The sequence below is a fragment of the Pseudoxanthomonas sp. 3HH-4 genome (assembly GCF_006716465.1).
Taxonomy (GTDB): Bacteria; Pseudomonadota; Gammaproteobacteria; order Xanthomonadales; family Xanthomonadaceae; genus Pseudoxanthomonas_A.
Map to the genome: position 1 here is coordinate 95,810 of NZ_VFPB01000004.1, position 13,063 is coordinate 108,872.

Sequence of the window (13,063 nt, forward strand, 5' to 3'; positions counted from 1 at the left end):
TATGGTTTGACTAAGCACGTTTACCTCTACAGGCTGCTTGCTCCGCATGCGGACCATCGAAGGTGAGCGGCGTGGAAAGCATCTCCAAAACGTCATCGGCAAAAGCGGTCTGCCAGAGTGCGTTGGGCCTTCTGCTCTGCACCGCATTCGCAGTCGCAGTCGCTGCGACACCGACGCCGACAGCAGCGCCAGCGCCTATCGCCGCCATGATTCCGGCGGCCGATCGCCTCGAGATCGAGCGGCAGCTGACCGAAGAGGTGCAGGCGCGGGTCAACCGGCAGAAGCGGATCGAAGGACAGAGCAAGGACGTATCCGCGCACGTCAGATTCGACCACTCCAGCAAGCGAGTGATCGTGGATCTGAGCCGCGGATATGTCCCCAGGTACGCCGGAGGCCAACTTGAAGACCTGGAAGCGGAGCTGAGGATCGTCGTCGAGGAGCTGCTGATGGGCCTGGTGGACTTCAGCGGCGTCCAGTTCCGCTACGACGGAAAATCGATCCAGTACTTCCATCCCGATCCGCCGCGGCCGACGTTCCGCTCATCCACACCGAGGCAGACGGGCTCCACGCCCTGACGGTATCCCGCCGGCCCGTCCGCTTCCGACCCGAAGCGGACATCATCTCTCTAAGCTCTCGGCTTCAAAGCGGTAAGCCGAGAGCACTCGCCAGTCGATCATGCGCGAGAATCTGTTGCTAGGTCCCGGACACGATCAAGTCGTCAGGACAATCACGCACGTTGACGAGTCCGCGAAGCTAGTGCCTATCGTGCATCACGCCATGCATGAAAGCTCCTCCAGTACCTTCTCGAGTGCGATTTCTCCCATGAAACCGCCCGCACTTGTCGCGGGTTCACATCGTTCGATCGCGTGAGCGAAGACGACAGCCGCGTCGGCTTCCAGTTGGTCGTACAGGCGCTGAAGGTTCGGATAGTCGCGGCGATCGACGACCTGCTGATACTCGTTCCAGCGCGCAATCCCGATGAAGTAGGCATCGGCTAGCGTGCGGTGTTCACCCAGCAGCCAAGGCTGATCGCCCATCATGGCTTCAAGGTCGGCATGCGCCTTGCGCACCTTGGCACGACCGTAGTCTGTCAGCACCTTCTTCTCCGTGACCTCAAGATCGTGCTCGACGGCGTACCAGAAGGGCGAGTATGCATCGAAGAGACTGGTGTTGAGGTACGCCAGGACCTGGTTGAGCCGATCGAACGCCGGCGTTCCCTGCGCGAAGGTGAGCCCGCGATCCAGATCCTGGGCTCCGATGTAGTGAAGGATGGCGAGGCTCTCCCTAATGAAGTCGCCTGCCGCGGTCCGCATCGCCGGCGTCTCGCCGACGGGATTGATGCGCTTGTAGGCGTCGCTGCTGACGACCTCGGGCAGCTCGATGCGGCAGAGCCGGTAGGGCCGGCCGAGCCATTCGAGAGCAACAATGGAACCGAACGAGCAACCCGAGGGCACGCCGTAGAAGAGCAGGGGAAGGTCGTTATCACGGGGAATCTTCATCGCATGGATCCTTGTAGAGGGAGATTGATCGGCAACCGTGGCCATCCCGAACAAGGTAATTTCATGGACTTTGGCTGTGTAGTGGTCGAATAATGGACTTATCGTCCACATCTGTGGCCTTTGATCGACGGGCATGATCAACCTCAACGACCTAGTGCTCTTCGCCGCGGCGGTCGAACACGGCGGCTTTGCCGCCGCTTCGCGCCGTCTTGGCCTTCCCAGGTCGACGATCAGCAAGCGCGTGGCCGAGCTCGAAGACGCGCTGTCGACGCGTCTGATCCACCGTACCTCGCGCAGCTTCACTCTTACCGAGCTGGGGCGGGACTTCTACGAGCATGCGCGCGCCGCGCTGATCGAAGCCGAGGCCGCCGAGGCCATCGTTCGCCGGCGCCAGGCCGAACCCAGCGGCACCGTGCGCATCAGCGCATCGGTGCCGGTCGCACAGCTGGATCTCGCTGCGCACTTGCCCCACCTGGCGCGCGCGTATCCGAAGGTGCGGGTGGAGCTCGACGTCACCGACCGCTTCGTCGACGTCCTGCAGGAGGGCGTGGACATCGCCGTGCGCAGCCATTTTGCGCCGCTTCCGGATTCGGGGTTGGTACAGCGGCAGTTGTTGGTCGAACCGATCATCCTGGTCGCAGCACCCGGGTACATCGAACTGCATGGGATGCCGGAGACGCCGACCGGGCTGCAGGACCATCTGGGCCTGCTCACGGCGCCTTTGGCGAGTGCATGGCAGCTGTCCAGCGCCCCTGGCCAACGCGCGGAGGTCTCCCCGCAACCGGCGATGGTGGCGAACGAGTCCGTGGTCCTCATCGCCGCCGCGCTCGCGGGGCTCGGCATCGTCTGCCTGCCCGAGCGGATGTGTCGTGACGCGCTAGCGGCCTCGCGATTGGTGCACGTGCTGCCGGAGTGGAACGCCGGCACCGTGACGACCACGTTGCTGATGCCGCATCGGCGGGGCCAGCTGCCCGCCGTGCGTGCGACGGTGGAGTTTCTCGTCGAGTGCTTCAGGGATGTGGCCTAGCCGAGGCCTCGTCCAACGCGGCTAGAAGGTCTGCGCGTGCGGAAGATGGTGAAGCTAGTCATGGGTCTCGCCGGACAGCAGCGTTTTCCGCATAGACTCGCGTGTCTCGAAAGCGTCGAACCAGGCGGCCAGCCGGGGATGCCCTTCGCGGAAATCCGGAAGGTCGCGAAACGCGATCCAGCTCAAGGCGGTCGCCAACGCGATATGTCCCACATGGATGGATTCGTTCCCGTCGATTTCCTGCTCAAGCCAGTCGTAGGTGGCCCTGAGCTTCTCCGTGTAGCCGTCGCGTAGCGGTGGGTATCGCAACTCCGCGGGGCGTCGCACCGTCTCCCAGCGCAGCGCGATGCCGGCGTCGCACAACCCTTGGGCGGCAGCCTGGAGGCGGAGTGCGCGCCAGCGGGGCTCTCCCTCCTGTGGGAACAGACGCGGTCCCGCATGCAGCGTGTCGAAGTAGGCGCAGATCACGTCCGAATCGAAGATCGCGTCGGCACCGGTTCGCAACAACACCGGCACCTTGCCCAAGGGATTGCGTGCAAAGACCTCCGGGTTCTTCACCGTCGGGCTGGTTTCCTGGTGAATGACCTCGAGCGCGGCGGCAATGCCGGCCTCGTGAGCGAACACGAGCGTCTTGCGGGCATACGGTGAGTGAGTCTGGTAGAGCAGTTTCATTGTCATGGCTGATGGTCTGGTTGGTGAGGAATCGTGTTGGCTGACGATGCAGCGTGCCGCTGCGTATCGCGCAATATGAGCGCCATCGCGACGGTCAGCCGGATCGCGGTCGGGACATGCAGGAATTCATTCGGCCCGTGGGCATTGGACTGGGGACCCAGCACGCCGGTCACGACGAACTGCGCGTCCGGAAAGCGCTCGCCCAGCATGGAGAGAAACGGAATGCCGCCTCCTCCCCCTATCGACGCCGACGGTGCCCCGAAAGCCGCCATCGATGCTTCTTGCACGCTGCGTTCCAGCCAAACCGACAGGGTGGGCGCCAGCCAGCCTTTGGACTGCAGTTGAGGCTGGAAAACCACATGTGCGCCGTACGGGGGATCCGTTTCAAGCAGCGTCTTGAGTACGGCGGTTGCGGCCAGCGGATCCACGGTGGGCGGCAGGCGCAAGGCGATCTTCAGGCTCGTGCTGGGCTGGGTGACAGCAGGGGCCTGCGCAACTGCTGGCAGGCCGTCGATCCCAAGGACGGCCAGTTGGGGACGCCAAGCACGATTGAGGATCAGCTCGGCAACGTCCTGCGAGACCGGACTGACGCCGTGCGCCAAGGGCAGTTGCTCGTAGAAGCCGGTCCCGAGCGCCTGGGCGGCGCTCTCGGCCTGCAGACGGCTTGGGGCCGGGATGGGTGCGTGGAATTGCTCGGTCACCTCTCCGCTGTCCTCGCATTCGAGCCGGGACAGCAACCGGCGGGCGACGCGGAAGCTCGACGGCACCACGCCGGACCCGTCGCCCGAGTGGATGCCTTCGTCCAAGACGAGGACCGTCAAGGTGCCGCCCACCTGCCCACGCAAGGACGTCGTGAGCCAGAGTTGGTCGTAATTGCCGCAGCCGGCGTCGAGCGCAACGACCAACGCGGGCGTACCGATGCGATCGGCCAGATGCGCGACATGGAAAGGGAGATCCCCACTGCCGGACTCCTCGCATGCTTCGATCAGGATCGTGCAGCGTGGCAGTGCGATCCCCTGCGCATGCAGTGCGCGCAAGGCAGTGATGGCGCTGAATAGGGCATAGCCATCATCGGCGCCGCCGCGTCCATACAGTCGATCGCCTTCCAGTGACGGCACCCATGCCGAACGGCCATGGGTCCAGCCCTCCATCGGCGGCTGCTTGTCCAGGTGGCCATAGAGGAGCACCGGTACGCACTCATCGCCAGGGATCTCGATGAAGATTACGGGCGTGCGCGAATCCAGTCGCACGACTTCGATGCTCGCGCCGGGTATCGCCGTCAATTGGTCTCGCGACCAGGCCGCCATGAGTTCGACAGCCCGCTCCATGTAGCCGTTTGCCTCCCAGGCGGGGTCGAAAGCCGGCGATTCGCAGGGAATCGCGATGTAGGACATGAGCGTGGGCATGACGTGCGAGGACCATAGGTCCTCGATAAAATCTTGCAGGGCGGAGAGATCCATCATCACCTCTTGATCGGAGGCGAGAATGCTAGGTGCCGACGTGCGTCGTTACGCAGCGATTGCGGGCACTCGTGCGCTTTTTTTCGGCGCAGTGCAAGGCGTATCATCATGCGATGACGCTGGATCGCTTCGATCGCCAGATTCTCAATCTGCTCCAGGAGGACGCGGCACAGACGGCCGAGCGTCTTGCCGAGCAAGTGGCCCTGTCGCCGTCGGCCGTCCAGCGCCGCGTTCGCCGGCTGCGCGAGTCCGGCGCCATCATCCGCGACATTTCGATCGTCGATCCGAAGCATGTGGGACGGCCGACGTCATTCATCGTCGCCGTCCAGGTCGAGCGCGAGCGCCCCGAACTGTTGGCGCAGTTCAGGACCTGGCTGGCCGGGCAAGCGCACGTCCAGCAAGCGTTCTACGTGACGGGCGAGGCCGACTTCATCCTGGTGATCACCGCGCCCGACACTGAAACCTACGACGCGCTGATGGCGCGCATGGTCGGTGAGAATGCCAACGTCAAGCGCTTCACCACCAATGTCGCCCTGAGCTTGGTCAAGCGTGGCCTGGCCATTCCGGTTCCTGCCGAACCAGAAGACTAGCGGGCGCTGCCGGAGCGCGCGTAGGTCTTTCGCGGAATTTTCCCGACCCTGCTCACGCAATTGCCGAGAAACCGCGCTGCGCGCTGTGTTTTCGCCCGGAACCGATCGGGAGGCGTCGACATACTGGCGGCATGACAACGACATCCTCTTCAGTACTGCAGCGCGACTGGAATCCCGGCGATCTCTGGGAGGGCTACCAAGCCACTTCGCTACTTGAAGTTCCTGAGTTGGCACAAGCCACTGGCGTCTCCAAGGTCTTCATCAAAAACGAAGCGGAGCGTCCGCTGGGCAACTTCAAGGTGCTCGGCGGCATGGTCGCAGCGTTCAAGGCAATGAAGCGGCGCGCAGACGCCTACCTCGCTTCAAACGATGGTTCCGTGCCCTTGCCGCACCTTGTGTGTGCGAGTGACGGCAATCATGGCTTGGCCGTTGCCTCGGCCGCGCAGCGTATGGGCGTGTCGGCCACGGTCTATCTACCGGCATGCGCGAGTCCGGTACGTGTCGAGCGAATCCGGGCTGTCGGTGGGCGTGTCGTCCTGGTCGAAGGTACGTACGACGAAGCGGTACTCGCCGCCCGAACGGCGGCAAGCCATGAAGATGGCTTGCTGATTCCGGACACCACTTCGGACCCGCTAGATCCCGTGGTGCAGGACGTGATGACGGGTTACGGACGGATGACGGACGAACTCACCGCGCAGTTCGCGTTGCGGGGCGATATCCGTCCGACCCATGCGTTCATTCAGGCGGGCGTGGGGGGGCTGGCGGCGGCCGTCGCCTCAGGTTTTCGCATCAACGGGCCGACGCCCATCCGCATCGTCGTCGTCGAGCCACGCAATGCGGCCTGCGTTGCACAGGCATTGCAGCAAGGACGGCCAGTACGCATAGCGGGCTCGCTTGCAACGACGGCCGAGATGCTGTCCTGCGGACTTGCCTCTGCACCGGCCTTGGACGTGCTGCTGGAACATCGCGCGCAATCGCTGCTCGTCGACGAAGTGCAGCTCGAAGCGGGTCCGAGCGCATCGCTCGCCACCGCCGGACTGGCATCGACCCCGTCGGGCGCCGCAGGTCTGGCCGGATTTCTGGCGGCATCTGCAAATCCAGAAAAGCGCCGAGAGTATGGTCTCAACCCGGACAGCGTTGTGTTGCTTTGCAACACCGAAGGTGAAGTCGAGGATCAGAATCCCACATTGGACTAGAGGGCATTGGTGCTGCTGCCGGCGCGGGCATGGGGTGGCGGTGCATCTCGTGCGCATGACTTTTGGTGCTACCGCCTCGCCGTATGCGTTGGCACTATCGTGGCCGAATTCTGAGGAACACCACTCCATGAGTCGACAGATTCGTTTTCTTTCCGTCTTGGCAGTCGCCTTCATCAGTGCCGGTGCCCATGCCCAGCCACCGAGGGGACCGGAAATCCTCATCGACGATGTCACTCGCTTCTATGAGCTTTACGCCACCACTGCCGGAAAACCGACGGCCGAGCAACTCGAGCGTGACTATATGGCCAAAGCCACGCCCAGCTTGGTCGAGTTCGCCAAGCTGCGCCGCGTCACTGCGCGGAGCATTGCCGGCCGCATTGCGAAGGATCCCGCAATCTATGAAAAGGCAAGAGCCTGCATGCAAGTGCTTCCTGACGTTAAGACACGACTAGCTGCGTCGTTCAAGGCATTCGCTGATCTCTATCCGGAGGCGCGGTTTCCGCCCGTTGCCATCGTAGTAGGACATGGGAAGCCCGTTGGCACCGCTAATCGCAACGGCCTGTACATTGGGTTGGAAGCCCTCTGCGCTGCGGACTTCATGAACCCCGATCTCGAGGATCGTTTTGTCCACGTCATCGCGCACGAATACGGACATGTCCAGCAACCCGGCTCAGACTTCGAAGAGGGGAGCCCGAATGCCACAGTACTTAGAGTGTCATTGCTGGAAGGCGTGGCTGAGTTGATTGCGGAGTTGACGTCAGGCAGCGTGGGAAATCCGGGTCTGACACGCTGGACGAACGGCAAGGAGACGGACATCGAATCGGCATTCGTCCGTGATATGGACAGCACCGACCTGTCGAAGTGGGTCTACAACTACCTTCCTGGTTCGGCTGAGCCCTACGATCTAGGCTACTGGGTCGGCTATCGCATCGCAAAGGCATACTATTTGGGATCGGATGATCCTAAGGCTGCTTTGAAGCAGCTCATCGAACTGGAGGATCCGAAGGCGATCCTTGAGGCGAGTGGATGGACACCGGGCATGACCCTGCCGGAAACCCGCTGACCATGGCGTTTGGATTCTCGGTAGCACATGCTGCGATGCAAGCCCTCGTCGCACTCCTTGACTAAGATGTGGATCGCGCGGCTTTTGCAACTGATTCGGTAGTCTCCGCCTGCGCATCCATATGCGCAGCAGCCTCCTGAGGAGTTGGCATGGAATCTACGGTTAGAAAGCTTGAGGAGGCGTTGCGCGACGCGATGCTTGCAAGCGATGTGGTTGCTCTGGATTCACTGCTCGCGGACGGGCTTATTTTTGTAGGTCCCTCCGGTGACGTGTTCGGCAAGGACGATGATCTTGATCTTCACAGGTCTGGGCGACAGAAGTTGACGAAGGCTGAGTGGCGATCCGTCGAAGTGGTCACGCACGGCCAATCAGCAGTAGCGCTGGTGACTGCCGACCTCGCTGGAACGTTCGACGGCGCCGAGTTCGCGGGCCACTTTCGGTACTGCCGCTTCTGGGCGAAGACTGATGCCGGTTGGAGGGTGGTCGGAGGGTCGGTTTTGGCTCAGTGATTGGCCGCTGGGTTGGAAGCCGCCGGTCAGTGCCTGTCTTGAGCCCGTAGCGTGTCGATCCCCTTTCGCAATAACGCGAATCGGAAGCTTATGTCCGCTCGTGGCCGGAAGCGGACAAGCTTGGGCCCGACTCCCCACGACTGCCTCCATCACTGCCACCTGCGACCAGTCTTTGCCGGCTTCACGCCCAATCGTGTCGTCAGATTCGGAGTCACTGCGCGGTCATTCTGTCGCCGGAGCCCCGCTTGATGCAGGCTCCGGCCGTAGGGCGCGACGGGAACGTCAAACGATGGCGGTTGATCAACGTTGCTGAGCGGGGTCCGCTCGTCCTTGGTCCTTCTGAAGCACAGTCAGCGCCGACCGATACGCGACCTCAAGCGCGTCCTCTGCGGGGACCGGCTGGTCCGGCTGCACACCGACGTGCTCCCAGTTGTGGAGCGTGGCCGGATTGATGGCCTTCGCAATCGGTATGCCGGCCCGGAAGCCATCTCCGAGCTCGTAGAACTGCCATGGATTGGCTCCGCCCTTGGTGGCTTCGCCGACGATTTCCGCGCGATTGAGGTGCTTGAGGTTGTACGCGAACTCTTCGGCTGCCGAGAAGGTGTCCTTGCTGGTGAGCACATACACAGGAACGCTGGGCCGCTTCTCGCCGGCGATTCGATCCAGCGTCCAGAACTCCGTCGTCGAGTCCGATGATCGCCAATAGAAGCTGTTGAGATGGATTCTGCCGGGAAGCAAGTAGCTGCTGATCAGCCTGACCATATCTCCGCTTCCTCCTCCATTCTGGCGTAGGTCGAAGATCAATGCGTCGGTACTCGCGACCATCGCCATGGCCTGCGCCACCCGGGCCGTGGAGCGCTCGTTCACCTCGTCGAATCCCCAAAACTCGATATAGCCGACATTCCCATCCATTATCTCTACGCGCCTGAACCCCGAGTTCTGACGATCCAGCTTCGCGAACCAGCTCTCGCCCGCAGGTGAGCGCGTCTCCGCGTCGGGAGCTCGCCACTGGACTCCGAAGTGGTGATCGAAACGGTGCAGTTCGCGAGTGAGTAGCTCGGCAACGGCCTCCGGGGAGGCAGCATCCCGCAGCTCCCGACTCCTGGCGATGGCGGAAATGGCGTGCTCGATGTCTGGAACCTTATCGACTTCAACATAGCGTTGGCTCACTTCCGCTGCGAGTCGATCCACTACTCGCTGCTTCTGGTCTGCTGTCATGTCCTCCGCCGTCGCTGTCGCTGTCGCTGTCGCCATCGAGGCAGCCAGAACTATTTTCGCTACCGCTGTTCCTCGCATTCGCTCCGCCTCGCTTGTGAATGGTTGGTCCAGTCGACCTCCGACCTTGTTCACGTCGGATAGTTCAATTGCCGGACTCTCACGATTCGCACAGATGTCCGCCTCCGGCCCTTACAACGCCTCGCGGCTGCCGTCTTCCAGCACGCGCCATGCCTTGCCGCCTTCCAGCCACAGCCCTTCGGAACTGCGCGGCGGAATACTGGAGCGATAGTCAGAAGGATGCTTGACGTCGATGGCGAACACCTTGCCGTCGAACAGCTTCTTCACCGACCAATTCAACGTGTGGCCGACGACGACGGCCTTGGCATCGAACTTCGCAAGCGTTTTTTCCACCTGCGCCTGACTCAAATCTTCCTTGAAATAGCCGCGGTACCACGATGGTCCGGTCTTGGGATCGATCAGGAAATCCTCGCTACCGGGCGCTTGTTTCGGATACCAGACCATGCGGTACTGCGAACGGACGATGCGGTTGAGGTCGTCCAGCGACCAGGGGCGTTGCGCGAGGCCGGGATGCAAGCCGCCGTGCACGAACAGGATGCCGTTGACGACTTCAACGGTGTTCTTGCTGGCCAGCCAGCGGCCCAGGAACGCGTCTTCGCCGAACAGTTCGGATTGCTGCCTGCCTAGGATCGCGGCGACGCCGGAGTATTTCTTGTGCGCCGACTGGAAGTCACCTTGCAGGCTCTTGATCTCGTGATTGCCAAGGATGTAATGCACCTGCCCGCCTGCCTGCGCGGCGCTCTGCTCCAGCTTGTAGATCAGCCACAGCACCTGGGTCACCGAGGAACCGCGATCGACGAAATCGCCGACTAGCACCAGGTGCCGCTTCCCGAATGTCCAGTTCAGGTCGGCATCGATCACCTTGGACTTGATCAGGAAATCGCGGAACGCCTTGTAATTGCCTTCGATGTCGGAAATCGCCAGGATCGGCTGGGCATCCCGATACCGGGACGGCGGCGTGTCGAATTGCGGCGTGGCCTGCACGCTGAACCGGCTCTGGTCCAGCGGGAAGTTCACCATCAGCGGGAAAGGTTCGGCCAGCGCGTGGCGTCGTTCTTCCACCCGGAAGCCCTGCTTGCCGGTACCGCGCAGCGTTTGCGACACCCACTGGTCGCCCTGCCGGAATACGTGCGGGCCTTCGCCGCCCGCCTTGTAAGCGGCTTCGGTTTCTCCATAGTAGAAATTGGCACCCTGCGTGAGGCCGAAGCCGGCGGCAACGATCGCCAACACCAGCAGCACGACGAGGAAATGCCAAATGAACGTCCACGCGGTTTTCATGGTCAGTTCTCTTTTTTCGGGACGAGGGGGCCCAGACAGCCGTGCAGGCCGCCATTCATCACTCGCGATCAGGGGAAAGGGCGGCGCGCCGCCCTCAAGGATTGGATCGGGTCAGGACAATCCGCGCCGCAGCACGCGCAGCACCCGGCGCGTCAACACTGCACACCACAGCGAGGCCAGCAGCGCGATCGGCACCAGCCAATACCCCAGCACTTCCTTTGCTTGCGGATACGGCGATCCCGACCAGGTCACCGCCACCGAATTGCCACCATTGGCTGACCATGCGCCCACCAGGGACGGTTGCAACACCTTCGCCACCGCTAGCAGCAGGCAGGCGATCGCGATGGAGTATCCGAACGCCGCCATCGAGTAGTACAAGCCATGCGTCACCGTCTGCCTGACGCGCTGGATGACGCGGAACCCGGCCGGTGGCGGCGTACCGGTACGGACGTGGGCCACGTATTGCGCGGCCAGCAGTTCCGGCGGCCCGAAGCCTTGCAGCAGCGCATCGATTTCCAGGTCTTCGCCACGCACCTCGGCCTGCTCCACGACATCGTGGAGATGGCTTTCGATTTCGCGGATGACCTCATCGGCCTCAGCCTTGTCCAACCGGCCAAGCTGCGAGCGGAGCGTGCGCATGTACGCATGAATCTGATGACGAGACGTCATGTCAGCTTCCTTGGTTTGGGGAGTTCTGCGCCGGCCGGAATGGTCAGCAAGGCATCGATGTCCGCGGCCGACTGCCGCCACGCCTGCACGAGGGCGGCGAGCTTTTGCTCGCCCCTGGCGGTCAGTCGGTAGTACTTGCGCGGCCGACTTTCGCCCTCCTGCACCCAGTCGGCCCTCAACAGTTCATCGCGCTTGAGCCGATCCAGCAACGGATACAGCGTGCCTTCGGTGATGGCCATGGTCGGGAAGCGCTGCAGATGGCGCAACAGGGCCAGGCCATAGACCGGCCCGCCCTGTAGAGCCGCAAGGATCACCAGTTCCAGCGCGCCCTTGCGCAACTGAATCTGCCACTTCTCCTGCAGTTCGTCGTTTTCCATCTACTTTCCTTGTAAAGCATAATTACTATGTATTGCATAGTATCGTGCTTTACATCCTTCCAGCCTGTCAAGCCTTTGCCCGAAGGCCGTTAAATGGCGTGCCGCCGCGCAGTCCACGACACCAATAAAACAAGCCGCCACCCCACGGGCAGCGGCTTCAGTTGAACAACGACTGGACGTCAGATCCGACGCGCCAACCCACGCTGGAAGCCATTCATCATGGGTGGCGGCTAACAATTCATTTAAGCCGAAGCCGCTTCGCGGCGCGGCTAGTTCAGACGGTGGTAGATGTCCGCTTCTGGCCGATAGCTGACATCAGGGTCAAAAGGGCTGGAGTATGCTTCCCGCGCCTCCCAGCCCACCCAAGCATTTGGGCCAAGAGCGCGCCAGATTCCCTTGCGGAGCCGTCCCTGTCCGCGCCGGTCACTAGATTTGTCACCCAGCGGGCCTATAGAGAGATTGGCGATGCTCGCCTCATCGTCCTCGGTGATCAGTGCTTTCGGCCACTTTACGTAGCGGCGGCAATCTTCCTTGTTCTCGTGCTTTCAGGGCTGATGTATGGCGCGCTCAAAGCCTAACAATTCATTCAAGCCGACGCCGCTTCGCGGCGCGGCTTAGTTCAAGCGTTAAGGCTTTTTGGCCGGGGGAGTTAGTTTATCGATTCCTGGATTTTTGCCGACCTCATACCATCCGATCTTCGTACTCACAATCGTACCGCGCACTGGATTCGATGGCTTGGGTCGGGTCGTTCTCGCCGACACGCATTCACTGGTTGCGGATGGACAGTACCAACATCCGTTCGCGGTGCAGACATCAACTTCACCCTTATCGTTAACAGACCACGCACATTTTGGCCCGGCGTCTATGCACACGCCCACTGCGTTCCTGCCATCTATCGCCACTGCGCTACCGCAGAAGAACCCACTCATCAAGAGTACTGTGGCAATCAATAGGGATTTCATAACACCCTCCTCCTTTTTTTCACCCCCTGTAACAAAGTCGACGGAGAGCCTCGGCGAAGGGGGACACCGTCTGTCGGAAGACTGGTATATGCGCGATTAAAAACCGACTTGCGCGACGCAGGACTAGCCCAGCACTCCGACCGGGGTGTGCTAATCATCCAGTCGCATAGGACCGTGCTCGATGTGGTTACCTGCCCACCAATCTTAGTAAAGGTATGTACATACGAGCGGTAAACCCTGTGGTGTTGGCGCGAGCGCTGGAGGTCAGGGTTGGCGAATGGATGGCAAGGTCAATTTGCGAAATTCCCTGCAACCAGACGACAGCACGCTCGCTGACCAACATCGGGTCCAGCGCTGCAGCCATCGCAGCTACGCTTCATGATGGTCTCTCGATCAAGTCCACAACCCCTCTAATGGCGCCGCCGTGCGGAACATCTAGTCGTCCCGAGAAGGAAGTGATCCGCC

At 61.8% G+C, this 13,063-nt stretch carries 13 protein-coding genes; 6 read left to right on the forward strand and 7 right to left on the reverse strand.

Features of this window, described 5'->3' with window-relative positions:
* The first annotated feature begins 71 nt into the window (after window positions 1-71).
* The gene (locus FB548_RS12605) at window positions 72-575 is read left to right on the forward strand and encodes a hypothetical protein (protein WP_142125140.1); all 504 of its coding nucleotides are present in this window, start codon (window positions 72-74) and stop codon (window positions 573-575) included.
* 195 nt (window positions 576-770) lie between these two features.
* On the opposite strand, the gene FB548_RS12610 is transcribed toward FB548_RS12605, so the two are convergent.
* On the reverse strand, window positions 771-1,499 hold the full coding sequence (locus FB548_RS12610; protein ID WP_142125141.1) for a glutathione S-transferase family protein: 729 nt from the start codon (window positions 1,497-1,499) through the stop codon (window positions 771-773).
* A gap of 133 nt (window positions 1,500-1,632) precedes the next feature.
* On the opposite strand from FB548_RS12610, the gene FB548_RS12615 reads away from it, so the two are divergent.
* Window positions 1,633-2,526 (forward strand): LysR substrate-binding domain-containing protein, encoded by an 894-nt coding sequence (locus FB548_RS12615; protein WP_142125142.1) that lies wholly within the window; start codon window positions 1,633-1,635, stop codon window positions 2,524-2,526.
* A 54-nt stretch (window positions 2,527-2,580) separates the two neighbouring features.
* Here the strand turns inward: FB548_RS12615 and FB548_RS12620 are convergent, their stop codons facing one another.
* Window positions 2,581-3,198, reverse strand: coding sequence for a glutathione S-transferase family protein (locus tag FB548_RS12620; protein ID WP_142125143.1), 618 nt, complete (start codon window positions 3,196-3,198; stop codon window positions 2,581-2,583).
* Between the two features lie 2 nt (window positions 3,199-3,200).
* Window positions 3,201-4,658, reverse strand: a complete 1,458-nt coding sequence (locus FB548_RS12625; RefSeq protein WP_142125464.1) for a M20/M25/M40 family metallo-hydrolase — start codon at window positions 4,656-4,658, stop codon at window positions 3,201-3,203.
* A 113-nt stretch (window positions 4,659-4,771) separates the two neighbouring features.
* Between FB548_RS12625 and FB548_RS12630 the strand changes: the two genes are divergently transcribed.
* From FB548_RS12630 to FB548_RS12645, 4 genes are all read left to right on the forward strand, one after another.
* Window positions 4,772-5,248 carry an Lrp/AsnC family transcriptional regulator gene (locus FB548_RS12630; protein ID WP_142125144.1) on the forward strand — a complete coding sequence of 159 codons (477 nt, stop codon included), beginning with the start codon at window positions 4,772-4,774 and terminating at the stop codon, window positions 5,246-5,248.
* Window positions 5,249-5,379: 131 nt separating this feature from the next.
* Window positions 5,380-6,444 (forward strand): pyridoxal-phosphate dependent enzyme, encoded by a 1,065-nt coding sequence (locus FB548_RS12635; RefSeq protein ID WP_142125145.1) that lies wholly within the window; start codon window positions 5,380-5,382, stop codon window positions 6,442-6,444.
* A gap of 127 nt (window positions 6,445-6,571) precedes the next feature.
* Window positions 6,572-7,507 (forward strand): DUF2268 domain-containing putative Zn-dependent protease, encoded by a 936-nt coding sequence (locus tag FB548_RS12640; RefSeq protein WP_142125146.1) that lies wholly within the window; start codon window positions 6,572-6,574, stop codon window positions 7,505-7,507.
* 149 nt (window positions 7,508-7,656) lie between these two features.
* Entirely contained in the window at window positions 7,657-8,016 is a 360-nt protein-coding gene (locus FB548_RS12645; RefSeq protein ID WP_142125147.1) for a nuclear transport factor 2 family protein, read from the forward strand.
* A gap of 300 nt (window positions 8,017-8,316) precedes the next feature.
* On the opposite strand, the gene FB548_RS12650 is transcribed toward FB548_RS12645, so the two are convergent.
* The 4 genes from FB548_RS12650 to FB548_RS12665 all read right to left on the reverse strand — a co-directional run bounded on the left by FB548_RS12650 (window position 8,317) and on the right by FB548_RS12665 (window position 11,636).
* Window positions 8,317-9,234, reverse strand: coding sequence for a S41 family peptidase (locus tag FB548_RS12650; RefSeq protein ID WP_185742102.1), 918 nt, complete (start codon window positions 9,232-9,234; stop codon window positions 8,317-8,319).
* A 189-nt stretch (window positions 9,235-9,423) separates the two neighbouring features.
* A complete protein-coding gene (locus FB548_RS12655; RefSeq protein WP_142125149.1) occupies window positions 9,424-10,590 on the reverse strand; it encodes a metallophosphoesterase in 1,167 nt (388 codons plus the stop codon).
* A 111-nt stretch (window positions 10,591-10,701) separates the two neighbouring features.
* A complete protein-coding gene (locus tag FB548_RS12660; protein WP_221625958.1) occupies window positions 10,702-11,259 on the reverse strand; it encodes a hypothetical protein in 558 nt (185 codons plus the stop codon).
* A complete protein-coding gene (locus FB548_RS12665; RefSeq protein ID WP_142125151.1) occupies window positions 11,256-11,636 on the reverse strand; it encodes a helix-turn-helix transcriptional regulator in 381 nt (126 codons plus the stop codon). The genes FB548_RS12660 and FB548_RS12665 overlap by 4 nt, the downstream gene beginning before the upstream one ends.
* Between the last annotated feature and the right edge of the window lie 1,427 nt (window positions 11,637-13,063).

Coding starts and splice junctions, on each gene's coding strand:
- FB548_RS12665 (WP_142125151.1), bottom strand. CDS start 11,636: ATGGAAAACGACGAACTGCAGGAGAAGTGGCAGATTCAGTTGCGCAAG.
- FB548_RS12645 (WP_142125147.1), top strand. CDS start 7,657: ATGGAATCTACGGTTAGAAAGCTTGAGGAGGCGTTGCGCGACGCGATG.
- FB548_RS12635 (WP_142125145.1), top strand. CDS start 5,380: ATGACAACGACATCCTCTTCAGTACTGCAGCGCGACTGGAATCCCGGC.
- FB548_RS12620 (WP_142125143.1), bottom strand. CDS start 3,198: ATGAAACTGCTCTACCAGACTCACTCACCGTATGCCCGCAAGACGCTC.
- FB548_RS12630 (WP_142125144.1), top strand. CDS start 4,772: ATGACGCTGGATCGCTTCGATCGCCAGATTCTCAATCTGCTCCAGGAG.
- FB548_RS12625 (WP_142125464.1), bottom strand. CDS start 4,658: ATGGATCTCTCCGCCCTGCAAGATTTTATCGAGGACCTATGGTCCTCG.
- FB548_RS12660 (WP_221625958.1), bottom strand. CDS start 11,259: ATGACGTCTCGTCATCAGATTCATGCGTACATGCGCACGCTCCGCTCG.
- FB548_RS12640 (WP_142125146.1), top strand. CDS start 6,572: ATGAGTCGACAGATTCGTTTTCTTTCCGTCTTGGCAGTCGCCTTCATC.
- FB548_RS12650 (WP_185742102.1), bottom strand. CDS start 9,234: ATGACAGCAGACCAGAAGCAGCGAGTAGTGGATCGACTCGCAGCGGAA.
- FB548_RS12610 (WP_142125141.1), bottom strand. CDS start 1,499: ATGAAGATTCCCCGTGATAACGACCTTCCCCTGCTCTTCTACGGCGTG.
- FB548_RS12655 (WP_142125149.1), bottom strand. CDS start 10,590: ATGAAAACCGCGTGGACGTTCATTTGGCATTTCCTCGTCGTGCTGCTG.
- FB548_RS12615 (WP_142125142.1), top strand. CDS start 1,633: ATGATCAACCTCAACGACCTAGTGCTCTTCGCCGCGGCGGTCGAACAC.